Below are 25291 nucleotides of genomic sequence, written 5' to 3' on the forward strand. Positions count from 1 at the left end.
CACACGCGCGTTTTGTGCCGTCGCGTGCCGCGAACGTGCAGGACCGGCGCCCGCCGGAGCCGGATACTCCCCCGCATGACCTCGTTCAGCTACGCCGCGAACCCCGTGCGGGTGGTCTTCGGCTCGCTCGACACCCTCGGCGCCGAAGCCGACCGGCTCGGCCTCCGCCGGGTGCTGCTCGTCGGCCGCCCGCGGTACGCCGACCGCGCCGCCGAGGCGCTCGGCCCGCGGCTGGCCGCGCGCTTCGAGGACGCCGCCATGCACACCCCGGTCGACGTCACCGAGCGCGCGCTCAAGGTCGTCGCCGACCACGACGTCGACGGTGTTGTCGCCATCGGCGGCGGCTCGGCCACCGGGCTGGCCAAGGCGATCGCCCTGCACACCGATCTGCCGCAGCTGATCGTCCCGACGACGTACGCGGGCTCGGAGCTGACGTCCGTCCTCGGCCAGACGGCCGACGGCCGCAAGACCACGCAGAAGTCGCCGAAGGTCCGGCCCGAGACCGTCCTCTACGACGTCGACCTGACGCTTTCGCTGCCCGTCGCGATCTCGGCGGCCAGCGGGCTCAACGCGCTCGCCCACGCCGTGGAAGCCCGCTACGCCCCGGACGCCAACCCGATGACCGACCTGCTCGCCGCGGAAGCGACGAAGCTGCTCACGAGCGCCCTGCCGCGCATCGCCGCCGATCCGTCCGATGTGGACGCCCGTGCCGACGCCCTGCGCGGCGCCTGGCTGGCGGGCACCTGCCTGGACAGCGTTTCGATGGGCCTGCACCACAAGCTGTGCCACCACCTCGGCGGCAAGTTCGGCCTGCCGCACGCCGAAACGCACGCCGTCCTCCTGCCGTACGTCATGGCGCACCAGGGTCTCGACGACGCGGACGACGTCTTCGAGCTCGCCGCGTCCCTCCCGATCCCGCACACGCTGGCCGAACTCGGGCTCACCGAAGCGGACATCGCCGCCGAGCCCGAAGCAGACCTGCTGCGCCAAGCCCTGACGGGCACCCGCCCGGCCGCGCGCCCGAGTCTCAAGGCGCTCACCCGGCAGGTCGTCGACAGTTTCGCCGGCGCCCCGGACCGCGTCCACGAGCTCCTCACCGACCTCGTCGAGACGCTCCACGGTTACGCCATCCGCACCGACCTCACCCAGGACGAGTGGGAACACGCGATCGGCTTCCTGACCCGCGCCGGGCACATCACCACCGACACCCGGCAGGAGTTCATCCTGCTGTCGGACACCCTGGGTGTGTCGAGCGTCGTCGACGTCCTGACCAACTCACGGACACCGGACACCACCCCGTCGGCCGTGCTCGGGCCGTTCTACGTGGACGGTCCGCCGGAGACACCGCAGGGCGCCGACCTGGCCGCCGGACTGCCCGGAACTCCACTGTGGACGGACGTCCGGGTCACCGACACCGAGGACGTCCCGGTCGCGGACGCGATCGTCGACGTCTGGCAGTCCAATGAGGACGGTTTCTACGACGTCCAGCTGCCGGACCTCGACGGACCCGTGCTGCGCGCCCGGTTCCGCACCGACGCCGAAGGCAGGCTGCGGTTCTGGACGATCGTTCCGTCGGCGTACCCGATTCCCGCCGACGGCCCCGTCGGACAAATGCTGGACGCCGTCGGCCGGCACCCCTACCGAGCGCCGCACGTGCACTTCATGATCGCCAAGCCCGGCTACCGCACGCTGATCACCCAGCTGTTCGTCCAGGGCGGCGAATACCTGGACTCCGACACCGTGTTCGGCGTCAAGGACGGCCTGATCGTCGACTTCACCGAGCAGTCCGGGCCCGCCCCGGACGGCCGCTCCGCCGAACGGTGGCGGCGGCTCGACTTCACCTTCCGCATCCAGCCCGGGAGCACGAGATGAGCTATGACACCGACGTCATCGTGATCGGCAGCGGCCCTGCGGGCGGCTCCGCGGCGCTGCTGCTCGCCACCTACGGCGTGCCGACCGTGCTGGCCACCAAGTACGGCTGGATGGCCAACACCCCTCGCGCGCACATCACCAACCAGCGGACCATGGAGGTGCTGCGCGACCTCGGTGTCGAGGACAAGGCCCTCGCCGTGGGCACGCCGCCGGAGCTGATGGGCGACACCGTGCTCTGCACGTCGCTGACCGGGCCGGAGATCGGCCGGATCGCCAGCTGGGGCACCGGCGACCGGTCGGCGTCCGAGTACACCGCCGCGAGCCCGTGTCACATGATCGACCTGCCGCAGACCTACCTGGAGCCGATCCTCGCGAGCGAGGCGGCCGCGCGCGGCGCAAAACTGCGGCTGGACACCGAGTTCCTCGACTTCACGCAGGACGCCGACGGCGTGACCGCCCGGTTCCTCGACCGCGTGCGTGGTGACGAGTTCACGTTGCGCGCCAAGTACCTGATCGGCGCGGACGGCGCCCGCAGCCGCGTCGCCGAGCAGGCCGGGCTGCCGATCGCCGGGCAGACCGGCAAGGCCGGCAGCATGAACATCACCTTCACCGCCGACCTCGCGCCGTACGTGGCGCACCGGCCGAGCGTCCTCTACTGGGTGATGCGGCCGGGCGCGCACCTCGGCGGCATCGGGATGGGCCTGGTCCGGATGGTGCGACCGTGGAACGAATGGCTGCTGACCTGGGGTTACGACATCGAGCAGGCACCGCCGGAGGTCGACGTCGAGGAGGCGACCCGGCTGGTGCGCGACCTCGTCGGCGACCCGGACCTCGACGTCGAGATCACCTCGACGTCACTGTGGACGGTCAACCACAACTACGCGACGGAGTACCGCAGCGGCCGGGTGTTCTGCGCCGGGGACGCGGTGCACCGGCACCCGCCGTCCAACGGGCTCGGCTCGAACACGTCGATCCAGGACTCGTACAACCTGGCGTGGAAGCTCGCGATGGTGCTTCGCGGCGAAGCGGGCGAAGGGCTGCTGGACAGCTACACCGCCGAGCGGGCGCCGGTGGGCAAGCAGATCGTCGACCGGGCGAACCTCAGCCGTGACCAGTTCGGGCCGATCTTCGCCGCGCTGGGGATCGCCGGCGACACCGACGCCGACGGCATCACGGCCGGCCTCGAAACCTGTCTCGCGCCGACGGCCGAGGGCGCGCTCAAGCGGCGCGAGCTGGAGAAGGCGATCGAGCTCAAGCACTACGAGTTCAACGCGCACGGTGTCGAGATGGACCAGCGGTACGCGTCGGGCGCGGTGCTGCCCGACGGGGTCACGGCCACTTCGGAGCGGGATCCCGAGCTGTTCCACCGGCCGAGCACCGAGCCGGGGGCGAAGCTGCCACACGCGTGGCTGGTCGGCCCGCACGGCCGCCGGGTGTCCACTGTGGACCTCGTCGGCGGCGGCCGCTGGACGGTGCTGACCGGCCTGACCGGCGCCTGGGCCGACGCCGCGGCCAAGGTGGGCGCCGAGCTGGGGCTCGACCTGCGGGCGGTGCGCATCGGCGACCCGGGCACCCGCGACGCGTACGGCGACTGGTCCCGGCTGAGCGGCATCCACGAGGACGGCTGCCTCCTGGTCCGCCCCGACGGTTACGTCGCCTGGCGCCACACGACGTCGTCGACCACCCCGGCAAAGGCCCTGCTGGCGGCCCTGCGGTCCCTCCTCGACCGCCGGTAACCCGGATCTCGCGTGATCGAGCCCGTAACTCGCGTGATTGAGCCCGTAACTCGCGAGATCCGGCTTCGATCACGCGAGTCACGGCCCTGATCACGCGAGTTACGGGGTGGTGACCTGGGTGAAGGTGACCGGGATCTTCGGCGGGCCGCTGCCGTCGCCGATGCCGGGCTTGGACGTGTCGATGCCGCCTTGGGCGACCTTGTCCAGCACCTCGAGGCCGGCGTCGTCGATGCGGCCGAACACCGAGTACTCCGGCGGGATCTGCGTGTCGCCGAAGACCAGGAAGAACTGGGAGCCGCCGGTGTCGGGTTCGGCCGTCTTCGCCATCGCGAGGACGCCGCGGCCGTACTTCAGCTCCGGGAACGTCTCGTCCTTGATCGTGTAACCGGGGCCGCCGGTGCCGTCGCCGGCCGGGTCGCCGCACTGCAGCATCTGCAGGCCCGTGGTCACCGACAGCCGGTGGCACGACGTGCCGTTGTAGAACCCCTGCTTCGCCAGGCTCAGGAAGTTCGTCACCGTGCACGGCGCCAGCGCGCGGTCCAGCGTCAGCCCGATGGCACCGGCGCTGGTCTCGAGCCGGACGTTCAGGGTGCCCGACGACGGCACCGGGCCGTCCGCCGGCGGGGTGGCCGGCTTCGGCGTAGGTGACCCGGGCGCCGGGGTGAACGCGCAGGTGATCGGGTCGGCGAGCGGCCGCGGCCGGGTCGGCATGGGGGGCCGGTCGCCCGCGATCGACACCGGGGCGCTCTCCGTGGTCGTCGGGGAGGCGACCGACGTCGGCGAGGGTGACGTGGTGAACCACCCGCCGCCTGCGTTGGCCTCCGGCTCCCGCAGGAAGCCCGGATAACCCCAGGCCAGGAACGCGAGTGCCATCACGATCACCACCACGACCGAGCCCGTGATCAGCACGATCGCCGCCGGGGACGTCTTCTTCGGCGGCACCGGCGGCTGCCACTGCGGGTACCCGTAGGGCGGCGGCGGGTAGCCGCCACCCTGCTCGGGCCTGTCCCCCGGCTCGCTCATCCGCGCTCCCCTCGTCGAGAGCACCATTCTGCCGCGAAGACCGCCGGCCCGGGTGAGAACGCCGGATCAGGGCATCCCCCACGGCGAACTCGGCCCGCCCGGCGCGACCGGCCGCACGCCGAAGTCCGGCTTGTCCCCCTTCCGGTACACCCAGGCGTCCTCGTCCCGGCCGAGCTCGATCTGGACGTCCCCGTTCGGCAGCCGCCGCCAGCGGCGGGCCCGGCCCCGCGTGTCCGTCACGGCCAGTTCGCCGTCGATGCCGAGCCGCAGCACGCACGGCGCCCCGGCCTCGCTGTGCACCTTCAGCCAGCGTGTCTTCCCGCCCGCCCGGGACGCGCTGAGCAGGAACGCGCCTTCGGTGCGGAAGTCCCGGAGCGCGATGTCGCCCCACGCCGCGGGCACCGCCGGGAACAGCCGGAGCACCCCGCCCCAGCTCTGCACGAGCATGTCCTGCACGGACTTCGCCGCCGAAAGCGGCGTCTCGATGACCGGCCCGGACTCCTTGTACATCGTGTTCGGCTGGATGTAACGCCGCTGCAGCTCGCCGAGGTAGAACGCGGCCTGCTCACCCCGCAGCATCTGCGCCGAGATCGACGCGGCGCCGGTGAAGGTGTAACCCTGCAGCGCCCCCTCGAAGCCGACCCAGTGGTTCAACGACGTCTCGATGATCTGCCGGTGCTCCGGCTGCTCCCAGGTGACGTCGTAGAGCGGGTAGATCTGCAGCAGGTGCGAGTAGTGCCGGTGCGACTTCGCGAACGGGACCCCGGCGCCGATCATGTACCCGTTCACGTCGGCCGGGTAGTCCACCAGCGAAGCCAGGACGTCCCGCCACTTCGGCGCCAGCGCGTCGCCCGGCGCGGTCTGCAGCAACGTCTTGCAGCCCCAGCGGATCAGCGAGAGGTCGTAGTTGCAGTCGGGCGCGTTGACGCCGTACTCGGGTGAGAACGTCGGCGGCAGGTGCAGCTTCCCGTCGGGGCCCGGCGCGAGGAAGTGCAGGTAGTAGTTGATCGCCCTGCGCAGCAACGGGAACAGCGTGTCGCACAGCAGCCGCCGGTCCATCGTGTGCCGGTAGGACAGCCACACGTTGTGCAGCGCCCAGGTCAGGTTGCCGACCTCCGGGGTGGGCGTGTCCTGCCCCGGGATGCCGACGGGGAACCCGCTGGTCGTGTTCGAGACGCCGTTGAGCAGCGTCATGTCGGTGGTGCGCGGGATGCCCGCGGAGTCGGCTTGGTACGGCTGCGCGACCTGGCTGGTCAGATTGGCGCGGTACTTGTCGAGCGCGTAGCTGACGGCGTCCAGCTCCAGGTGGTTGGAACCGTGGATGAGCCAGTACTCGAGCTGGACGTTGAGGTTCCACCAGGTCGCCGGCCACGGGGTATTCTCCAGCCACGGCCCGGACGTCGCCATCACCGGCGCTTCCCGCCGGGCCGCCGACGCGACCTTGTAGAGCTGGATCCAGTAGAAGCTCTGCAGCCGGGTGTCCGGAATGGACAGGAAGCTGTGCCGGTAGTAGTCGTGCCACCAGCGCCGGTGGTCCTGGGTCAGCGCGCCGAACTCCGCCACGCGGCGGACCACACCCAGCGCGCGCGAAACCGACGTCTTCTCCGGGTGCGACCAGGCCACCGACGTGTACAGCGTGCGCGCGCCACCGCGGGTGACTTCCCGCCAGGCCGTCACGTGCTCACCGCCGGCCAGCAGCGGCTGGACCGCCAACCGCGCGTCGCCGCTGCTGCTCAAGTTGACCGGCGGGTTCGCGGTGTAACCGGCGGGCGGCGGCTTGTTCCACACCGGGTCGGCGCGCGGGCTGACCGCCACCGCCGGGTGGAACACCCACTTGAACCCGCGTTCTCCCTCGCTGGGCCGGATCTCCACGGCCAGCAGGGACTGTCCGGTGTGGACGATCGCCCGCAGGCTCAGGCTGCCGGACGCCGTTGTGATCGTGCCGGTGAGCTCGGCGTTCCAGAGGTCCATCCGCCAGTCGATCGCGGTGATCGCGCCGACCGGTTCGAGGGTGAAGTAGCCGATCGGCAGCCGCGCCAGGCCGAACAGCGAGCCGAACTCCGGCCGGTGGTCCTGCACCTGGCTGTGCTGGACGTTGAAGCGGATCGCGTTCCGCCCGGGTTCGGCGTAGATGCCCGAGCCGAGGAAGCCGTTGCCCAGGAACGGCCCCTCGTACCAGGTTTTCGGCATGCGCCGCCAGTACAGGTCGGCGGTGCCGAGGAACCCGGCCCAGCCGAAATCGTCACTGCCCGGTGCGGCCGCCGCGCCGGCGAACGCGGGGGTGACCCCCGCCGCGCCGGCGGCCAGCCCGGCGAGCGCGCCACCGAGCACGGTCCTGCGGGTGATGTCCATGGTCCGACCTCCTCGTCGAAGCGGATCTTCAGTCCGGCAGTCCCCACGCCGGAGCTGGGCCGAGCGCCGGGACGTCACGGGGTGCGAAGTCCGGGCGGCCGCCCCGCGGGGTGACCACGGCGGTGCCGCCGCGGCGCAGCCCGATGGTGATCCGGCCGGGCCCGGCCGGGCGCCACGGCAGCCGCCTGCCGTGCTCGTCGCGGACGTCGACGTCCCCGGTGACACCGTGCTGGAGCACCAGCGGCTCCCCGGCTTCGCTGTGCACGCGGACGAACTCCGTCGAGCCGCCGCGGCGGGACGCGTCCACCAGGAACGCACCTTCCGCGCGCAGGCCGGCGATCGAGGCGTCCCGCCAGGTCGCCGACACCGACGGGAAGACCTTGAGCACCCCGCCGGACCCCTGCAGCATCATGTCCACCACGGACTGCGCGGCGGTGATCGGGCTTTCGATCGCGAAGTTCGAGCCCTCGCGGTACATCGTGTTCGCGGTCAGCTCGGTGTCGGCGACAACGTTGCGGTCGAGGAAGAACTTCAAGTAGCGCAACGCTTCTTCGGGTGCATCCATCACCGAACTCATCGACGACGCGGCCGCGTAGCTGTAGCCGTGCCACGCCTTCTGGTCGGCGATCCAGTGCCGGAACGTCCGCGTCATGAGGTCGCGGTCACCCGCCCGGTCCCAGACCTTCTCGCGCAACGGGTACAACCACAGCAGGTGCGAGAAGTGCCGGTGCGACTCGGCCAGCGGCACGCCGTCACCGATGAGGGCACCGTCGGTGACGCTTTCGTGGTACGGCACGAGTTTTGCGCCGATCTCCCGCCAGATCGGCACGCGCGGCTCGTCGAGGCAGAGGATCCGGGCCGAGTCGACGAGCGTGCGGGCCGCCCAGCGGATCAGCGAGAGGTCGTAAGTGCAGTCCGGGGCGTCGGCGTACTCCGGCGACCGGGTCAGCGGCAGGTGCAGGTACCCGTCGGGACCGGTGAAGAGGAAGTGGCGGTAGAAGTTCAGCGCCTTGGCCAGGGTCGGGTACAGGACGTCGCGCAGCACCCGCCGGTCCAGGTGGTGCCGGTAGGACAACCAGACGTTGTGCAGGCCCCACAGCAGGTTCCCGGTCTGGTCGGTCTTCGACGTCGTCCCGGGGACGCCGACCGAACGTGTGCCGCCGGGGCGCAACCGCCAGTCACCCGGGTGCGAAAGCGCGTAGGTGTCGCCGTCGCGGTAGGCGGGCGGAACGGACGTCTCGAGGTTCGCGTGGTCACGCCGGAACGTCTCGGTGACGGCGTCGAGCTCGGGGTGGTTGCTGCTGTTGACGATCGGGTAGGTGACCTGGACGTTGAGGTTCCACCACACCGCGGTCCAGCTGTTGCCGACCTCCGGGAACCACGGGCCCCACTCGGACACGACGGGCCCGTCCGCACGGGTGGCGGCCGCGATCTTGTACAGCTGGATCCAGTAGAACCGCTGGACCTGCTTGTCCGGCACCGAAACGAAGCTGCGCCGGTGGAAGTCGTGCCACCAGCGGCGGTGCCGGGCGAGCAGCGCGTCCGGATTCGCCGCAAGCGCTTTCCGGACGGCGCCGAGCGCGTCCGCGGTGTGTGTGGTGCCCGGGAAGCTGTAGGCGACGGCCGCCGCGAACAGGCGTCGCGCACCGATCGTGCGCTCCTGCCACGCCGTCGTGTACCCGCCACCGGCGAGCATCGGCTGAGCGCAGTACCCGTCAGCGACCTCGGGCGCGGGGTTCGCGACGTACTCGGGCGGCTTGCGGACGGTCCGGGTGGTCGCCGACTCCAGCGGCTGGAACCCCCACGCCGCACCGGCTTCTCCTGCACTGGGTGTCAGCGAGACGAGCAGGACGCCGAGGTCGTTGTGCACCACCGCGGAGAACAGGACCGAGCCCCGGGTCGTGGTGATCGTGCCGCCCAGCTCGGCGTTGTACAGGTCGAGCGTCCAGTCGACGGCCGTGACCGAGCCGGCCAGCGTGAGCGTGAGGAAGCCGATCGGCAGCCGGGACAGCCCGATCCCGGCCTCCCACTGGATCCGCTGGTCCTGCACCTGCGTGTGGCTCAGCATGACCTTGAGCTCCTGCGGCGTCCGCCCGGCGTAGACCTGTGCACCCAGGTAGCCGTTGGCCAGGAACGGTCCTTCGCGCCAGTTCTTCGGGAGCCGCTTCCAGATCATGCGGGCGTCCGCGGCCACGTCCCGGTGCGGGTCGGCCGCCGCCAGCGCGGGTGGGGCCGCGCGGGCCCACAGACCGCCGAACGCGGCGGCTCCCGCCACCACCGAGGCGGAGCGGAGCACCGTGCGCCGCGACACTGCGTCCATGAAACATCCTCCGAATTCATACTACGTTTGACGGAGATCAGCAGGCGGCGTGCGGCCATAGTTGCAGAAGGCGTCCCGATATGCCAGAGCGATTCACTCGGACAGCGGCAAAGACATCCGACATATGTTGCTGCGGGGAACTCGGACGTGGACCCGGTCGTCTACCGGGCATGGCCTTTCTCCGGCGGCCCCGGCCGGTGGCGCCACCGGGGACGTTCGACCGGCTCGGCGACGTCCGCGGCTCGATCCACGAGCTCTACACGAGGCTGTCCGGGCCGGCGGTCAAGGCGTTCGGCACGCTGGTGCTGCCGCCGCCCGGCCCCGACCCGCTCATCGAAGCGCAGCGGGCCGCCGCCGCGCTGACCCGGCACCTCGGCATCGGCGACGCGCGGGTGATCGTCGGGTTCAGCACGCTCGGCGCGCACGTCGGCGAAGTCGAGCTGGGACCCGGGCCGGAGTACTTCGTCACGCTCAGCACGCACTACGAGGACGACCCGCGTGACATCCCGGCGATCCTGGCGCACGAGGTGATGCACGTCTTCCTGCACCGCCGCGGCATCCGGCACGCCGACCCGGCGCGCAACGAGATCCTCACCGACACCGCGACGCTCTACCTCGGCATCGGCCGGCCGATGCTGGCCGCCTACCGCGTCGACGTCCTGCGGGGGACGTACACCCGCCGCCGGACGACGTCCCGGGTCGGTTACCTCTCACCACCGGAAATGGGGTACGTGCTGGCGAAGCGGGCACTGGCCTTCGGCGAGGACGACCGCCCGCCGGGCCGGGGTGTCGCGGCCGACGCCTACCGGCTCGGCCACCAGCGCGCGCTCGAGGACTACGCGCGGCCACCGCTGGCCGGCGCCGACCGCCGGCGGTACGAGCAGGATCGCCGTGCCGGGCGCTCGACCGGCGAGTACCACTTCGAAGCCGGAAAGGTCGCCTTCGCCTGTCCCGCCTGCGGCCAGGGGACGCGGCTGCCGCTGAACCGGACGGTCCGGGCCCGCTGCCCGGTCTGCCGCTCGGTCTTCGCCTGCCAGACCTGACGGTCAGCCGTCCTGGCAGAGCTGGGAAACCAGCGTGTCACCCGCCCACGTCTCCCACTGCTCGGGCGGCCAGCCGCGGTCGCGCACGAACAGCTGGTAGAGCTCCGGGCTGAGCAGCCCGAACAGCAGGTCGGCGGTGTGCTCGGCGGTCACGCCGGCCCGCAGGCCCGGCTTGGCCACGAGGGATCGCGCGGCTTCGAGGTGGACCGCGAACCTCGGGTCGACGTGGTCGTCCCACTGCCCGGCGATCGCCGGGTCGGCCGCCGCGGCCGCCCGCAGCATCTCGACGATCGGGGCGACCCGCTCCAGGATCCGGCGCGTCCCGCCGACGTGCAGCCGGAGGTGGGCCCCGGCGGCCGGGGCCGCGACGGCCTCCTGGAACCACGGCCGGTCCATCGTCGCGACCGGCTCGAGATCACCCGCGATCGCCACGTCGACCAGTTCCTTGAGCAGCACCCGCTTGTTCCCGAAGGTGAAGTAGATCGTCTGCACGGCCACACCGGCCCGGTCGGCGACCTCCTTGAGGGTGGTGGCGCCGTACCCGTTGCGCACGAACAGCTCGCGCGCCGCTTCCAGCATCCGCTTGCGCGTCTGCGGGGCGTCGCGGACCCGTTTCTGCTCACCCTTGCGCTGTGCCATTACTAGAGTGTACTTCTAGAGTTTGACTCTAGTAGTGGGAGGTCCCGTGCAAACCGTCGTCAACACACAGCAGGCCGAAGCTTGGAACGGCTGGGAAGGCGTCCACTGGGCGCGGAACCGCGCCCGCTACAACGCGATCGTCGGCGCCTTCAACGAAGACCTCTTCCGCACCGCCGCGATCGCGCCGGACGACGACGTCCTCGACATCGGCTGCGGCACCGGCCACGTCACGCTGCTGGCAGCGAAGCGGGCGAGCCGGGGACACGTCCTCGGTGTCGACCTCTCGGCCCCGATGCTGGAGCGCGCCCGCGCCGACGCACAGGGCGTCACCAACGTCCGGTTCGAGCAGGGCGACGCCCAGGTCCACCCGTTCCCCGACGCCGGTTTCGACGTGGCGATCAGCCGCGGCGGGGTGATGTTCTTCGCGGACGCGGTGGCCGCGTTCACCAACGTCCGGCGCGGACTGCGCCCCGGCGGCCGGCTGGTGTTCCTGGGCCCGCAGGCCGGCACACCCGACAGCGAGTACGCCCGGGCCACCAGCGCGCTCCGGCCCCTGATGCACGCGCCGTCCCCCGCGTCACGCGGCATGGGCTCCCTGGTCGACCCGGCGCGCATCCGCGAGGTGCTCGAAGCGGCCGGGTTCACCGGCATCCGGATCGAGCCGGTCACCGCGCCGATGGACTACGGCCGTGACGCTGCCGACGCGGCCGAGTTCATCCTCGGCCAGGGACCGGTCCGCAGCAATCTGGCCGGACTCGACCGGAGCGTCGTGGAGCGGACGCGGGAGCAGCTGCGGGCGGGGCTCGAAGCGTTCGAGACGCCCGAAGGTGTTCACATTTCGGGTGCGGTCTGGCTGGTCGACGCCACCCGCGGCGAGTCCTAGGCCCCGGGCAGCGGCGGCAGCGCCGGCGTGGTCAACCAGCGGCTGAAGAACGCTGCCAACGACCGTCCCGCATACGTTTCGGCCAGCGCGACGAACTCGTCCGTCGTGACCAGCCCGTGCCGGTGCTCGCCGGTCCACGCCTTCAGCAGGGCGAAGAACGCCGGGTCGCCGATCTCCGCCCGCAGGGCGTGCAGCGTCAGCGCGCCGCGCTTGTAAACGCGCTCGTCGAACATCCGGGCCACCCCCGGGTCGGCGATCCGGACGTCGGCCGGCTTGGCCTTGATCCGGGTGTGCCAGCTGCGCGCCAGCGCCTGCGCCGGCTGGCCGCCGGACTCCTCCGACCACAGCCACTCGGCGTAGGTCGCGAAGCCTTCGTTCAGCCAGATGTGCCGCCAGTCGGCCACCGTCAGGCTGTTGCCGAACCACTGGTGGGCCAGCTCGTGCACCACGAGCCGCTCGTGGGTGCGGCGGCCGTCGAGGTGGTTGGCGCCGAAGATCGACATGCCCTGGGCCTCGATCGGGTCGTCGAGGTCGTCGTCGGTCACCACGATGACGTACTCGCCGAACGGGTACGGGCCGAACAGCCGCTGCAGCATCTCGAACATCCGGCCCTGGCGCCCGAAGTCGCGCTCGAAGAGCCGGCGCAGCCGCGGTGGCACGGCGGCGCGCTGCGGCACGGTTTCGAAGACCGACTCGACCCGGCCGTGGCTGAACCCGAGGCTCAGCAGCCGCGCCCCCACACCCGTGTGCGGGAACCAGCCGCGGCCGGTGAGCTCGAGCTCGTCGTACCGGCCGATCTGCACACCCATCAGGTACGTCGCCGTCGGCTCGGGGCGTTCGTAGACCCACCTCGTGGTGCTGGCCGAGGTGTAGCGGTCGATCAGGTTGCCGGTGACCGCGACCAGGTACGGCGACGCCGTCGTCACGGTCACGCGGTAGGCCGCCTTGTCCGACGGGTGGTCGTTGCAGGGGAACCACGACGGCGCGCCGACCGGCTGGCTCGCCACGAGCACCCCGTCGGTGAGCTCGTCCCAGCCGACGTCACCCCAGCGGCTCCCGACCGGGCGCGGGTTGCCGACGTAGTGGACCTCCACGGTGAACGCCGTGCCCGCCGGGATCGACTTCGCCGGCTTCACGTGCAGCTTCGGGCCGCGCTTCAGGTACTTCGCGGGCCTCCCGTCGACCAGCACCCGGTTGATCCGGAAGTCGGCGAAGTCGAAGCTGGCGCGGGAAAGCGCCTGCGTCGCCTCGGCGGTGATCACCGCCGAGGCCGACAGCCGGTTGGGCGCGACCTTGTAGTCGAGGTTCAGGTCGTAGTGCCGGACCCGGTACCCGCCGTTGCCGTGCGTGGGCAGGTAGGGGTCACCGGAAGTGTCAGCGCCGGGGGCGGGAGCGGAAGGCTTCGAAATCACCCGTCGCGGACCTTTCCTCGTGCGTACTTCAAACCAGGCTCGCACGGACGGGTGAGTCCGGCGAGCCGGGTGCCTGCTTCGTGACCTTCTTACTTGCCGGGCCAGGCCGAGATCGGGTTGCCGAGCCAGCGCGTGTCGGCCGGCACCTCGTCGCCGCGGGTCACCAGGGACCCCGGGCCGACCGTGGTGCGCGCGCCGATCCCGGCGCCCGGCAGCACGATGCCGTGCGGGCCGAGCGTCGCGCCCTCGCCGAGAGCCACCCGCGACATGCTCATGATCCGGTCGTGGAACAGGTGCGTCTGCACCACGCAGCCGCGGTTGATCGTCGCGCCGTCACCGAGCTCGACGAGGTCGGACTCGGGCAGCCAGTACGTCTCGAGCCAGACACCACGGCCGATCTTGACACCCATCGTGCGCAGCCACGCCGTCAGCAGCGGGGTGCCGCCGACCGAGCCGATCAGCCACGGCACGGCCAGGGTCTCGACGAAGGTGTCGGCCAGCTCGTTGCGCCAGACGAACGAGCTCCACAGCGGGTGGTCGATCTCGCGGAACTTCCCGACCAGCAGCCACTTCATCAGGGTCGCGGTCAGCGCCGCGACCACGCCGGCGGCCAGCAGGGCGGGCCCGGCCAGCAGCGCGGCGACACCGAAGCCGAACGCCGATGCGACCCACAGCAGGCCGAACGCGACCGTGACGGTCAGCGCGACCCCGCACATGACCGGGATGATCCGGCACAGCTCGACCAGCGCCCGCGCCGCCTTGAGGTGCAGCGCCGGGGTGTAGGTGCGGCTCGTGTCGGCGTCGCCGATCGCGCGGCGCACCGGCAGCGGCGGCATGCCGAGGTACGACGAGCCCTTCTTCGCCCGCAGCGGCGTCGAGGACAGCACACCCACGAGCCCGCGCTTCGGCACCGAACGGCCGGGCGCGGTCATCCCCGAGTTGCCGAGGAAGGCCTGCTTGCCGATCCGGGCCGGGGCGACGTGCAGCCAGCCGTGGCCGAGCTCGTAGGTGGCGACCATGGTGTCGTCGGCCAGGAACGCGCCGCTGTCGACCTGGGTCATCTTCGGCAGCGCGAGCACGGTCGACGCCTCCACGTTGCGGCCGACCTTCGCGCCCAGCAGCCGCAGCCAAACCGGGGTGAACAGGCTGGCGTACACCGGGAACAGGCCTTCGCGGGCCATGCTCATCAGCCGTTCGGTCGCCCAGACCTGCCACGCGACGCGGCCGTGGACCGGGTGGTAGCCCTCGACCATGCCGATGCTCAGCAACCGGACACCGACGAGCACGAACAGCATGTACGTGAGGAAGTACGCGGCCGTCGCGACCGGCACGAAGATCAAGGCCTGGGTGAACGCCGCCAGGAGCGTCGGCGCGCCGGTGACGGCGTAGCCCAGCACGGCCACGCCCGCGAGCGCGGCCAGCCCCGGGAGGAAGCCCAGGAGCAGCGAAGTCGCGCCGTAGAGGGTGGCCCAGAAGTGCGACCGCGGCGGGCGGCTCGACGGCCACTTCAGCGCGTCCTTCGAGTCCTTGCCGTCCTTGCCGACGGGAGCGGCGGGCGAACCGGCCCAGTGCTGGCCGGCCTTCACCGCGCCGCGGACGGTCGACCCGGCCGCGATCTCCGCGCCCTTGCCGATGCGGACGCCCGGGAAGAGCGTGCTGCGGGCGCCGATGCGGGCTTCCGCGCCGACGCGGACCTTGCCGATGTGCACCACGTCGCCGTCGACCCAGTGGCCGGTCAGGTCGACCTCGGGCTCGATCGCGGCGCCGCGGCCCAGCTTGAGGAAGCCGGTGACCGGCGGCGGCGAGTGCAGGTCGACGTCCTTGCCGATCCGCGCGCCGAGTGCCTTGGCGTAGGTCGTCATCCAGGACGCGCCGGCAACACTGTCCGCGCCGCTGAACTCCGCGAGCTTCTCGGCCGTCCACAGTCGCAAGTGGACACTGCCGCCGCGCGGGTAGGTGCCGGGGCGGACCCCGGACAGCAGCACCCGCGCGCCGCCCGCGGCGATCGCGATCCGGCCCGCGGGGCTGAACAGCGCGACCCAGGCCAGGGCGACCCACGCCCAGTTCAGCGTCGGCGCCCAGGCGAACCCGAGCAGGGAAAGCACGTTCGACAGCGCCGCGGCGAGCGTCACCCAGCGCAGCCCGACGAGGCCCATCAGCGGGACCATCAGGAGCGTCTGGATGACGCCGGCGCGACGCGGGGTCGGCGCGATGTCGCGGCGCTCGGTGGCCTGGCCGCTCAGCGCGTCCAGCATCGCGGCCAGCGCGCCCAGCTTCGGGAACTGGTAGATGTCGGCGACCGACACCTGCGGGTGCCGGGTGCGGATCCGGGCGACCACCTGGGCGGCGGTCAGGCTGCCGCCGCCGTGGGTGAAGAAGTCGGCCTTCGGGTCGTCGACCGACACGCCGAGGATCTCGGCCCAGCCTTCGGCGAGCCACGTCTCGGTCGGCGACAGCCCGGTGGCGTCCACTGTGGACAGCGGCCACGGGAGGGCGGTGCGGTCGACCTTGCCGGAGGTGCGGGTCGGCAGGTCTTCGACGACGGCGAGCAGCGGCACCAGCGCGGCGGGCAGGTGCTCGCGCAGCCGGGTCGCGGCCTGGTCATGATCAAAAGTGGCTCCCGCCGCGGGGACCACGTAGCCGACGAGGACCTGGTTGCCCGCCTTGGTGCGGCGGATCGCGGCGGCCGCGCCCTGCACACCCGGGAGGGACTGCAGCGCGGCGTCGACCTCGCCCAGCTCGATGCGGCGGCCGCCGAGCTTGACCTGCTCGTCGAGCCGGCCGAGGAACAGCAGGCCTTCGGCTTCGGCGCGGACCATGTCGCCCGAGCGGTACGCGCGCTGCCAGCCCAGCGACGGCAGCGGCGCGAACTTCTCGGCGTCCTTCTCGGCGTCGAGGTAGCGGGCCAGACCGGCGCCGCCGATGACGAGCTCCCCGGTCTCGCCCATGGCGACCGGCTGCCCGTCGTCGTTGACCACGGCGAGCTGCCAGCCGGCGAGCGGCAAGCCGATGCGGACCGGGGCTTCGCCGGTCAGCTGCGCGGCGCAGGCCACGACGGTGGCCTCGGTCGGACCGTAGGTGTTCCAGACTTCGCGGCCTTCGACGGCGACCCGCTCGGCCAGCTCCGGCGGGCACGCTTCGCCGCCGAAGATGAGCAGGCGGACGTCTTCGAGGGCGTCGGCGGGCCACAGCGCGGCCAGCGTCGGCACGGTCGAGACGACGGTGATCTGCTGCGCGACCAGCCACGGGCCGAGGTCGACACCGGTGCGGACCAGCGCCCGCGGCGCCGGGACCAGGCAGGCGCCGTGGCGCCAGGCCAGCCACATCTCTTCACAGGAGGCGTCGAAGGCGACACTCAGGCCGGCCAGCACCCGGTCGCCCGGGCCGATCGGTTCCTCGGTGAGGAACAGCTCGGCCTCGGCGTCGACGAACGCGGCCGCGGAGGCGTGCGTGACCGCGACACCCTTGGGCTTGCCGGTGGAGCCGGAGGTGAAGATGATCCAGGCGTCATCGGCCGCACCGGGGACGCCTTCGCGGCCGCCGGGGGTGCTGTGGACGTTGATGGCGCCGTCGGTGGCGACCGCCGCGACCTGGGCTTCTTCGAAGACCAGCTCGGCGCGCTCGTCCGGGTCGTCCGCGTCGACCGGCACGTAGGCGGCGCCGACGGACAGGGTGGCGAGGATCGCGACGTACAGCTCGGCGGTGCCGGAAGAGATCCGGATGCCGACCCGGTCGCCGAGGCCGACGCCGTAACCGCGCAGGCGGCGGCCGTAGGCGTCGATCTCCTCGAGGAGCCTGCGGTAGGTCAGCGTGGTGGTGCCGTCGTCGATCGCGGCGGCGTTGGGGTGCCGCTCGGCGGTGGCGGTGAGGATGTCGAGCAGCGTGCGCTCGCTCGCGCCGAGGCCGGACCAGAAGAGGGCGCGGTCGGCGACCGGGGCCGTCGACGGCGCGTGGGTCACCTCGGCGACACAGGTCAGCGGCGCGGTGATTTCCGCGGCCGATTCGGCGGGTTCGATCGTGACGGTCATCGAGCCGTCACCTCGACCACGACGAAGACGTGCAGGAACGAACTATGGGCGCGCAAGCCCATCACTCACCTTCCGCGAGCCTCACCGGGCTTGCTCTCCTGAATGAGGCGCCCGCAACGACCCTTCACCATACCCGCAGATGAAGGAAAGATATCTTCGAGATCACGACGGAGTGTCGGACCTCACCACCACCGCCCTGACCAGCGTGATCCAGGTCGCACTTCGCGGATCACGCCGGCCGGGACGTCAGGCTGGGACGTCAAAAAGTCACCGGGATTTGGCGGGCCTGGCCGCTTTTCCGCCGGCCTTCGGGCGGGCCTTCTTTTCGCGGACGCGCACATTCACCCGAACGGGGCTGCCGGCAAAACCGAACTGCTCGCGGAACTTGCGCTCGATGAACCGGCGGTAGCCCGCCTCGAGGAAGCCGGTGGTGAACAGCACCAGCGTCGGCGGCCGGATGCCGGCCTGCGTCGCGAACAGCACCTTCGGTTGCTTGCCGGACCGGACCGGCGGCGGGGTGGCCGCGATCAGGTCGGACAGCCAGGCGTTGAGCTGGCCGGTCGGCACCCGCTTGTCCCACGACGCCAGCGCCGTCCGCAGCGCCGGCGCGATCTTGCGCACCGAGCGGCCGGTCAGCGCCGAGACGTTGACCTTCTCCGCCCACGGCACGCGGACCAGGCCGCGGTCCAGCTCGCGGACCATCGCGTGCCGGCGGTCCTCGTCGACCAGGTCCCACTTGTTGAACACCAGCACGCACGCACGCCCGGCCTCGACGACCATGCTCAGCACCCGCAGGTCCTGCTCCGAAATCGGCTCGCCGGCGTCCAGCAGCACCACCGCGACCTCGGCCGCGTCGATCGCGGTCTTGGTGCGCAGCGAGGCGTAGTACTCGGCGCCCGCGGCGAAGTTGACGCGCTTGCGCAGGCCCGCGGTGTCGACGAACCGCCAGGTCTCGCCGTCCAGCTCGACCAGCGAGTCGACCGGGTCGACGGTGGTGCCGGCGACCGAGTCGACCACCGAACGCTCCTCGCCGGACAGCTTGTTCAGCAGGCTCGACTTGCCCACGTTCGGCTTGCCGACCAGCGCGACGCGCCGCGGCCCCGACGTCGCGGCGACACCCTCGCGCGGCGCCTCGGGCAGGGTCTTGAGGATGGCGTCGAGCAGGTCGCCGGAGCTGCGGCCGTGCAGCGCGCTGACCGGGTGCGGCTCGCCGAGGCCGAGCGACCACAGCGACGCGGTGTCCGCGAGCAGCCGGTCGTCGTCGACCTTGTTCGCCACCAGCAGCACCGGCTTCTTCGAGCGGCGCAGCACCTTGGAGGCGGCTTCGTCGGTGGCCGTGGCGCCGACCGAGGCGTCGATCACCAGCAGGATCGCGTCCGCGGTCTGCATGGCCAGCTCGGCCTGGGCGGCGACGGAGGCCTGCAGCCCGGTCGCGTCCGGCTCCCAGCCGCCGGTGTCGACCAGGGTGAACTTGCGCCCGCCCCAGTAGGCGTCGTAGGCGACACGGTCGCGGGTGACGCCCGGCACGTCCTGCACCACGGCTTCGCGGCGGCCGATGATGCGGTTGACCAGCGTGGACTTGCCCACGTTCGGCCGGCCGACCACGGCGAGCACCGGCTGCGCGAGCGCGGCCTCCTCGGCCGCTTCCGCCGCCTCGATCTGCGCGTCGAGCCTGGCGAACTCGGTCTCGTCGGACCAGGTGCCGTCGACTTCGCCGACGCCGTCGATCTCTTCCATTACTACCCAATTTCCCTTATGGCGTAACGAAACCGTTTTCGGTACGCCAATCGTCCAAAGTCTTCACGAGCGCCGCGAGCTCGCCGCGCAGCTCCTCGGTGCCCTGGTCGAGCCCGGTCTTCCCGGGTCCGACCTTCGGTGTGAACGGCTCCCCCACGAGGATGTCCACGCGTGGGCGCCAGCGCCGCTTGCCATCCGCTGGCCTGCGGGTCCCCCGCGTCGCGACCGGGAGCACGGTCGCGCCGGAGGCCCGGACCAGCCAGGCCGCGCCGCGTTCGGCCGCCCCGACGTCCCCGGCACCGCGGGTGCCTTCGGGGAAGATCCCGACAACACCGCCGTCCTTGAGCACGCCGACCGCCGTCATCAGCGGTTTGCGGTCGATCGCGCCGCGCTTGAGCGGGATCTGCCCGATCGCCAGGAAGAACTTCCCGACGATCCCGGCGAACAACTCGGCCTTGACCAGGAACGCCGAACGCCGCGGCAGCATTCCGAAGATCAGCTGCGGCTCGATCATCGAACTGTGGTTGGCGACCACCAGCACCGGCCCGGTGGCGGGCATGCGCTCGCGGCCGTGCACGCGGATGCGGAAGACCGACCGCAGATGATACCGGCCGAAGATCCGGCCGGCGTCGTGGAGCCAGCCGACGGAGCCTTCCGGCAGTCCGTCAGCCTTCATCGAGCTACCTCGGCGTTGCACCCCGCCAGCAGGCCGCGGTGGCTGGCCAGTTCGCTGAGGGCGACGATCACCTGGTCGATGGACAGTTCCGAGGTGTCGACGTGGACCGCGTCGTCGGCCGCGCGCAGCGGTGAGGCCGTGCGGGTGGAGTCGAGGTGGTCGCGGCGCTCGACGCTCGCCAGGGCGTCGGCGACCGACGACTTGCGCCCGGCCGCGCTGTCCTGGCTGCTGCGCCGGGACGCGCGGACATCGGCCGACGCGGTCAGGAAGACCTTGAGCGGCGAGTCCGGCGTGACGACCGTGCCGATGTCCCGGCCTTCGACGACGATGCCGCCGACGCCGCCGAGGACCTCACCGATGAGCTGCCGCTGCCGCGCGACCAGCAGCTCACGCACGTGCGGCACGGCCGAGACGGGCGAAACGGCCTTGGTGACCTCGGGCCCGCGGATGTCGGCGGCGACGTCCTCGCCGGCCAGGCGGATCTCGGGCCGGTCGGGGCTGGTCCCGATGGTGAAGTCGGCGTTGTCGGCGAGCTTGGCGACGGCGTCCGCATCGGCCGGGTCGACACCCGCGCGCAGCACGGCGAGGGTGACCATCCGGTACATGGCGCCGGTGTCGAGGTAGCCGGCCCCGAGCCGCTGGGCGAGCTTGCGCGCGACGGTGGTCTTCCCGGTCCCCGACGGGCCGTCCAGCGCGACCACACCTCGTAGGGCTCCCGTCACCGGCACTCTCCTCGCGTTCTCGTCCCGTCCCAGCCGCCCCCATTCTGCCGGGCGGTGCCCGGAGGAGATCAGTCGCCCCGCACGCGGGGCGACTTCCGCCGTGTCGTCCACCCAGGCACGCGTGTCGTCCGTCCGATCACGCGAGCCGACCCTCTGGGTACGCGAGCCGACCCTCCAGGTACGCGAGTCGTCCGCCTGGGTACGCGAGTCGTCCCGGAGTCACCTGGCGGCAGCGCCGAAGCGGGTGACCACCAGTGCGAGGCGCTCGTCACGGTGCTCGGGTGACAGCCGGTGGCCGCGGTCGAGGGTGATCAGGCCGTGCAGCGTGCTCCAGAACACCTCGGTCAACGTGCCGGCGTCCTGCCCGGCCGCCACCGGCTCGATCACCGCGAGCAGCTCGGCGAAGCAGGCCTTCATCACGTCCGGGGTTTCGTCCCGGGCGAACGGCAGCTCCGAAGCCAGCGTGAACATCGCGTCGTACAACGCCGGCCTGGCCTCGGCGAACGCCACGTACGCCGCCGTCACCCCGGCGACACCGCTGTCGTTCGCCCGGGCCAGCGTCGCAGCCAGCTCGGCGAAGCCCTCCAGCGCGGCCGCCGTCATGATCGCGTCCTTGCCGCCGGGGAAGTGGCTGTAGAGCACCGGCTGGCTGTACTCGATCAGCGCCGCGAGCCGCCGGGTCGTGACGGCGTCCCAGCCCTCCGCCTCGGCCAGCTCCCGGGCCGCGGAGACGATCCGCTGCCCGCGCTCGGTCCGGTCGCGCACACGCCGCTGTCGCTGGGTCATGACGCAGATGCTAGCACTGCTAGACAAACTAGCGCCGCTAGGTTAGCGTTGCTAGAAATCCTAGCGATGCTAGAAAACTGGAGGGAACACCATGCTCGTCACCGGCTACGTCCTCGTCGCGATCGTCTCGCTCGGCATCATCTACGTCGGCCTCAACTACCTCTTCGCGCCGGCCAAGATCGCTGCGGGCTTCGGTTTCACCGAGGTCCCCGAAAACGCCGAAAGCTTCCTCAACGTCAAGGGCGGCCGTGACATCGGGGCCGGCCTGATCCCGCTGGCCCTGATGATCTACGGCGACCCGCACGCCCTGGGCTGGGTCATCCTCACCGCGGCCGTCTGGCCCGTCTTCGACATGCTGATCGTCCTGCGCCACCGGGGAAAGAAGGCCGTTGCCTTAGGAGTCCACGGCCTGACCGCGCTCGTGATGGTCGTCGCGGCCGGCCTGCTCCTGCTCGGCTGAAATCCCGCGAAACGGACACCTGGGTTACGGTGGTTAGGTGAACGTCGAAGTAACGCCCCTGCCCGGCATCGGGGTCCGGAAGGACTTCGCCACCCGTACCGGCCGCCGCATCGGCGTCGTCACCCAGCGGGACGGCCACACCGAGCTCATCGTGTCGAAGGCGGACGACGCCGACGCCTGTGCCGCCTCGATCCCGCTGACCGCGGACGAGGCGGGCACGCTGGCCAACCTGCTCGGCGCGCCGCAGCTGGTCGCCCAGCTCACCGAGGAGCACCGCGACCTGCCGGGGATCAGCACGCGGCAGCTGCCGATCAAGCCGTCCGGCCCGTTCGACGGCCGCACGCTCGGCGACACGGCGATGCGCACCCGCACCGGGGTTTCGGTGGTCGCGGTGGCGAGGGCCGGCCAGGTGCACCCCTCGCCGACGCCGGACTTCACCCTCACCGGGGGCGACCTGCTGGTGGCGGTCGGCACGAGCGAGGGCCTCGAAGCCGCCGTCAAGATCCTCAAGTACGGCTGAGCGCACCATGGACCACACCGCGCTGTCCCTGATCGAACTGGGGGCGGTCTTCTTCGTGCTGGGCGCGCTCGGGCGCCTGGCCGGCAAGATCGGCCTCTCCCCCATCCCGCTCTACCTGCTCGGCGGCCTCTGCTTCGGCTCCGGCGGGCTGATCCCGCTGACCGACATCGGCGGCTTCACGCACCTCGCCAGCGAAATCGGCGTTGTGCTGCTGCTCCTGCTGCTCGGCCTCGAGTACTCCGCGGCCGAGCTGTTCACCGGGCTGCGCCGCTCCTGGACGGCGGGCCTGCTCGACATCGTGCTCAACGCCGCCCCCGGCGCGGCGGTCGCGCTGCTGCTGGGCTGGGGCCCGGTCGGCGCGATGGTGATGGCGGGCGTCACGTACATCTCGTCGTCCGGCATCGTCGCCAAGGTGCTCGGCGACCTCGGCCGGCTCGGCAACCGCGAGACGCCGGTGGTGCTGTCGATCCTCGTGTTCGAGGACCTGGTGATGGCGCTCTACCTGCCGATCCTCACCGCGGTGCTGGGCGGGGTGTCGCTGCTCGGCGGCATGGAGGCCGTCGGCATCTCGCTGCTGGTGATCACCGTGGTGCTGGTGATCGCGCTGAAGTTCGGCCGGTACGTCTCGGCCGCCGTCGACAGCCCGGACCGCGAGGTCTTCCTGCTCAAGGTGCTCGGCGCGGCGCTGCTGGTGGCCGGCGTCGCGTCGGCGATGCAGGTGTCGGCCGCGGTCGGCGCGTTCCTGCTCGGCATCGCGATCTCCGGCTCGACGGCGGAGAACGCGACGCACATCCTCGAGCCGCTGCGGGACCTGTTCGCGGCGGTGTTCTTCGTGGTGTTCGGGCTCAACACGAACCCGGCGTCGATCCCGCCGGTGCTCGGCTGGGCCGTGGTGCTGGCGGTGGTCACGACGCTGACGAAGGTCGCCACCGGCTGGTGGGCCGCCCGGCGCCAGGGCATCGGGAAGATGGGCCGCGCCAGAGCCGGCGCGGCACTGGTCGCCCGCGGCGAGTTCTCGATCGTCATCGCCGGCCTGGCGGTGACGGCGGGCGCGGTGGCCGGCGAGCTGGCCGCGCTGGCCACGGCGTACGTCCTGCTGATGGCGATCCTCGGCCCGACGGCGGCCCGCGTCGTCGAGCCGATCGCCCGTGCACTGCAACGGAAGTCGGCGACGCGCACCGCTCCCGCCGAAGCGAACTAGTGTCGTTCATGACGTCGGGGCGCCCCACCCACGGCGCTCCGGTCAGCGCAGGTCCGCCCGGCCCGCCGACGGCACGAACGCGCCGCCGTCCAGGGCCGGGTGGGTTGACGCCGCCGGGACAACGCCGGCCAGCGGGACCGACGCCGACGTCTTCGCCAGGTCCAGCGTCACCCGGCCCGGCTGCGCGGGGCCGCGGATGAAGCTGCCGTCCGTGCCGCCGATGATCAGGGCCAGCGCGTGCCCCTTCGGCACGACGTGGTCGGTGGACGCCAGGTCGAACGTCATCGTGTATGGCGTGCCCGACGTCAGGACCTGTTCCTGCGAAAGGGAAGCGTAGTTCGCGAGGTCGGCCCAGCCGCGGCTGAGGATCGTGTAGTTCACCTTCTTCACGTCGGCCGAGGCGATCTTGTAACAGGCGTCGTCGCCCGGTGCCGACGAGCCCCAGCAGTTCTCCGTGGTACCGGTCTTGATCCCCTCGCCGCTGCCCGCGAAGTTCCGGATGGTCGCCGGGCCGAGGTCCACGAGCAGCGCCGAAAGCCGCGCCGACGCCGTGCTCGGTGTGGCCGTCACCGTGAGCTTCGTCGTCCCGGACACCTGCAGGTCCGAGGCCAGCGTGCCGGTCGAGTAGGTCAGCGCCGCGCTGCCCGGGTTCGTCACCCAGGTGTCCTCACCCAGGTTCGGGTTGTCGGTGAACGACGCCGCGCCGGCCGCCGCCGCGGTGCCGAGCTTGCCGCCGGCCTGCGGGCGCAGCGTCGTGGCCACGGCGTTCGCGGCCGGGTACGCGCTCTGGTCCGCCCACTGGTCCGGCTGCCGCTCGACGCTGGCCTGCGGCCCGTTCTGGACGCCGTTGTCGACCCCGAGCAGGTAGTGGTCGAACCACCGGTGCAGCAGGTCGACCCACGCGGACCGCCGGTAGTCGAACGGGTCGACGTGCCCGGTCTGCGCGAGCCAGATCTTCTTCTCGACCTTCAGCGCGTCCCACCACTGCCCGAAGTGGATCGTCTTGACGTTGAGGTCGTTGACACCGTGGGAAAGCAGCACGCTGGCCCGCACGTTGCCTGCGCGGGTGACGTAGTCGCGGTCCGCCCACAGCGGCCCGTAGTCGCCGTTCGCCGTCGCGCCCTGGGTGAGGACCTGGTTCTGCGCCGAGCAGTTCTGCCCGCTGTTGTTCGCCTCGACGGTCTGCGCCAGCCCGGCCGGGTTGAACCCGAACGTGGCGCCGTCGGAGCGGTAGTAGTCGTACCAGGAGCTGATCGCGGAGATCGGCACGATGGTCTTCAGCCCGGCGACGCCGGTCGCCGCGACGCCGTTGGCGATCGTGCCGTCGTAGGACTTCCCGATCATGCCGACGTTCCCGGTGCTCCAGCCCGCGGTGACGGCGCTGCCGCCGGTCTTCGCGCTGTAGCCGGTCGCGCGGCCGTTGAGCCAGTCGACGACCTTGCGCGCCGAGTCGACGTCCGAAGTGCCGCCGACGTCCGCGCAGCCGGCCGACCGGTTCGTCCCGGCCAGGTCGACGAGCACCGCCGCGTAGCCGCGCGGCACGAAGTAGTTGTCGTAGAACAGCGGGAACTTCACCGGTTTCCCGGCGCTGTCGTAGGTCTTGAGCTCACTCTCGTTGCCACGGCCGCAGCACGAGTAGTACGGGCTGGCGTCCATGATCACCGGGACGCGCCCGGTCGCCTCACCCGGCCGCACGATGTCGGCGGCGACGCGGTCCGAACGGCCGTCACCGTCACCGTCGTGGCCGATGTCCACCCAGACGGTTTCGCGGATCGCCTTCGAGTAGTCGTAGACAGGCTCACTCGCCCGGGGCGCCGCGTGCGCCGCCCCGGGGAGGAACGCGGTGAAGAGGATGGTCGCGAGAATTCCGCCTGCCAGACC

At 71.6% G+C, this 25291-nt stretch carries 18 protein-coding genes; 7 read left to right on the top strand and 11 right to left on the bottom strand.

The window, feature by feature from the left end; genetic code table 11:
• Nucleotides 1-75 precede the first annotated feature (75 nt).
• Nucleotides 76-1872 (top strand): maleylacetate reductase and hydroxyquinol 1,2-dioxygenase domain-containing protein, encoded by a 1797-nt coding sequence (locus ACIA5G_RS35410; RefSeq protein ID WP_395931255.1) that lies wholly within the window; start codon nt 76-78, stop codon nt 1870-1872.
• Nucleotides 1869-3608 (top strand): FAD-dependent monooxygenase, encoded by a 1740-nt coding sequence (locus tag ACIA5G_RS35415; protein WP_395931257.1) that lies wholly within the window; start codon nt 1869-1871, stop codon nt 3606-3608. Before ACIA5G_RS35410 ends, ACIA5G_RS35415 begins: the two co-directional genes overlap by 4 nt.
• Before the next feature lie 99 nt (nt 3609-3707).
• On the opposite strand, the gene ACIA5G_RS35420 is transcribed toward ACIA5G_RS35415, so the two are convergent.
• The 3 genes from ACIA5G_RS35420 to ACIA5G_RS35430 form a co-directional block, all read right to left on the bottom strand.
• A complete protein-coding gene (locus tag ACIA5G_RS35420) occupies nt 3708-4631 on the bottom strand; it encodes a peptidylprolyl isomerase (protein WP_395931259.1) in 924 nt (307 codons plus the stop codon).
• A 66-nt stretch (nt 4632-4697) separates the two neighbouring features.
• Nucleotides 4698-6983, bottom strand: a complete 2286-nt coding sequence (locus tag ACIA5G_RS35425) for a glycosyl hydrolase family 95 catalytic domain-containing protein (protein WP_395931261.1) — start codon at nt 6981-6983, stop codon at nt 4698-4700.
• 28 nt (nt 6984-7011) lie between these two features.
• Complete coding sequence (locus ACIA5G_RS35430) at nt 7012-9303, bottom strand: glycosyl hydrolase family 95 catalytic domain-containing protein (RefSeq protein WP_395931264.1); 2292 nt, start codon at nt 9301-9303, stop codon at nt 7012-7014.
• 170 nt (nt 9304-9473) lie between these two features.
• Between ACIA5G_RS35430 and ACIA5G_RS35435 the strand changes: the two genes are divergently transcribed.
• Nucleotides 9474-10346, top strand: coding sequence for a hypothetical protein (locus tag ACIA5G_RS35435; protein ID WP_395931266.1), 873 nt, complete (start codon nt 9474-9476; stop codon nt 10344-10346).
• Between the two features lie 3 nt (nt 10347-10349).
• Here the strand turns inward: ACIA5G_RS35435 and ACIA5G_RS35440 are convergent, their stop codons facing one another.
• Complete coding sequence (locus ACIA5G_RS35440) at nt 10350-10985, bottom strand: TetR/AcrR family transcriptional regulator (protein WP_395931268.1); 636 nt, start codon at nt 10983-10985, stop codon at nt 10350-10352.
• Between the two features lie 46 nt (nt 10986-11031).
• On the opposite strand from ACIA5G_RS35440, the gene ACIA5G_RS35445 reads away from it, so the two are divergent.
• Nucleotides 11032-11868 (top strand): class I SAM-dependent methyltransferase, encoded by an 837-nt coding sequence (locus ACIA5G_RS35445; protein WP_395931270.1) that lies wholly within the window; start codon nt 11032-11034, stop codon nt 11866-11868.
• Here ACIA5G_RS35445 and ACIA5G_RS35450 read toward each other — a convergent pair.
• The 6 genes from ACIA5G_RS35450 to ACIA5G_RS35475 form a co-directional block, all read right to left on the bottom strand.
• Nucleotides 11865-13280 (bottom strand): M1 family metallopeptidase, encoded by a 1416-nt coding sequence (locus ACIA5G_RS35450; protein ID WP_395931272.1) that lies wholly within the window; start codon nt 13278-13280, stop codon nt 11865-11867. The genes ACIA5G_RS35445 and ACIA5G_RS35450 overlap by 4 nt on opposite strands.
• A gap of 89 nt (nt 13281-13369) precedes the next feature.
• Nucleotides 13370-17308 (bottom strand): Pls/PosA family non-ribosomal peptide synthetase, encoded by a 3939-nt coding sequence (locus ACIA5G_RS35455; RefSeq protein WP_395931274.1) that lies wholly within the window; start codon nt 17306-17308, stop codon nt 13370-13372.
• A gap of 267 nt (nt 17309-17575) precedes the next feature.
• Nucleotides 17576-19045: a ribosome biogenesis GTPase Der gene (der, locus tag ACIA5G_RS35460; RefSeq protein WP_395931275.1), complete on the bottom strand. Its 1470-nt coding sequence runs from the start codon at nt 19043-19045 to the stop codon at nt 17576-17578.
• A 16-nt stretch (nt 19046-19061) separates the two neighbouring features.
• Nucleotides 19062-19721 (bottom strand): lysophospholipid acyltransferase family protein, encoded by a 660-nt coding sequence (locus tag ACIA5G_RS35465; protein ID WP_395931276.1) that lies wholly within the window; start codon nt 19719-19721, stop codon nt 19062-19064.
• Nucleotides 19718-20422 (bottom strand): (d)CMP kinase, encoded by a 705-nt coding sequence (gene cmk, locus ACIA5G_RS35470; RefSeq protein WP_395931356.1) that lies wholly within the window; start codon nt 20420-20422, stop codon nt 19718-19720. The genes ACIA5G_RS35465 and cmk overlap by 4 nt, the downstream gene beginning before the upstream one ends.
• Nucleotides 20423-20662: 240 nt before the next feature.
• Complete coding sequence (locus ACIA5G_RS35475; RefSeq protein WP_395931358.1) at nt 20663-21208, bottom strand: TetR/AcrR family transcriptional regulator; 546 nt, start codon at nt 21206-21208, stop codon at nt 20663-20665.
• Between the two features lie 112 nt (nt 21209-21320).
• On the opposite strand from ACIA5G_RS35475, the gene ACIA5G_RS35480 reads away from it, so the two are divergent.
• The 3 genes from ACIA5G_RS35480 to ACIA5G_RS35490 are packed head-to-tail and all read left to right on the top strand — an operon-like array spanning nt 21321 to nt 23410.
• Nucleotides 21321-21689: a DUF4267 domain-containing protein gene (locus tag ACIA5G_RS35480; RefSeq protein WP_395931277.1), complete on the top strand. Its 369-nt coding sequence runs from the start codon at nt 21321-21323 to the stop codon at nt 21687-21689.
• A gap of 37 nt (nt 21690-21726) precedes the next feature.
• Nucleotides 21727-22209, top strand: a complete 483-nt coding sequence (locus ACIA5G_RS35485; RefSeq protein ID WP_395931278.1) for a cation:proton antiporter regulatory subunit — start codon at nt 21727-21729, stop codon at nt 22207-22209.
• 7 nt (nt 22210-22216) lie between these two features.
• The gene (locus ACIA5G_RS35490; protein ID WP_395931279.1) at nt 22217-23410 is read left to right on the top strand and encodes a cation:proton antiporter; all 1194 of its coding nucleotides are present in this window, start codon (nt 22217-22219) and stop codon (nt 23408-23410) included.
• A gap of 42 nt (nt 23411-23452) precedes the next feature.
• Here ACIA5G_RS35490 and ACIA5G_RS35495 read toward each other — a convergent pair whose 3' ends face one another.
• Complete coding sequence (locus tag ACIA5G_RS35495) at nt 23453-25288, bottom strand: Xaa-Pro dipeptidyl-peptidase (RefSeq protein WP_395931360.1); 1836 nt, start codon at nt 25286-25288, stop codon at nt 23453-23455.
• Nucleotides 25289-25291: the final 3 nt, after the last annotated feature.

The organism is Amycolatopsis sp. NPDC051758 (assembly GCF_044453095.1).
Lineage (GTDB): Bacteria > Actinomycetota > Actinomycetes > Mycobacteriales > Pseudonocardiaceae > Amycolatopsis.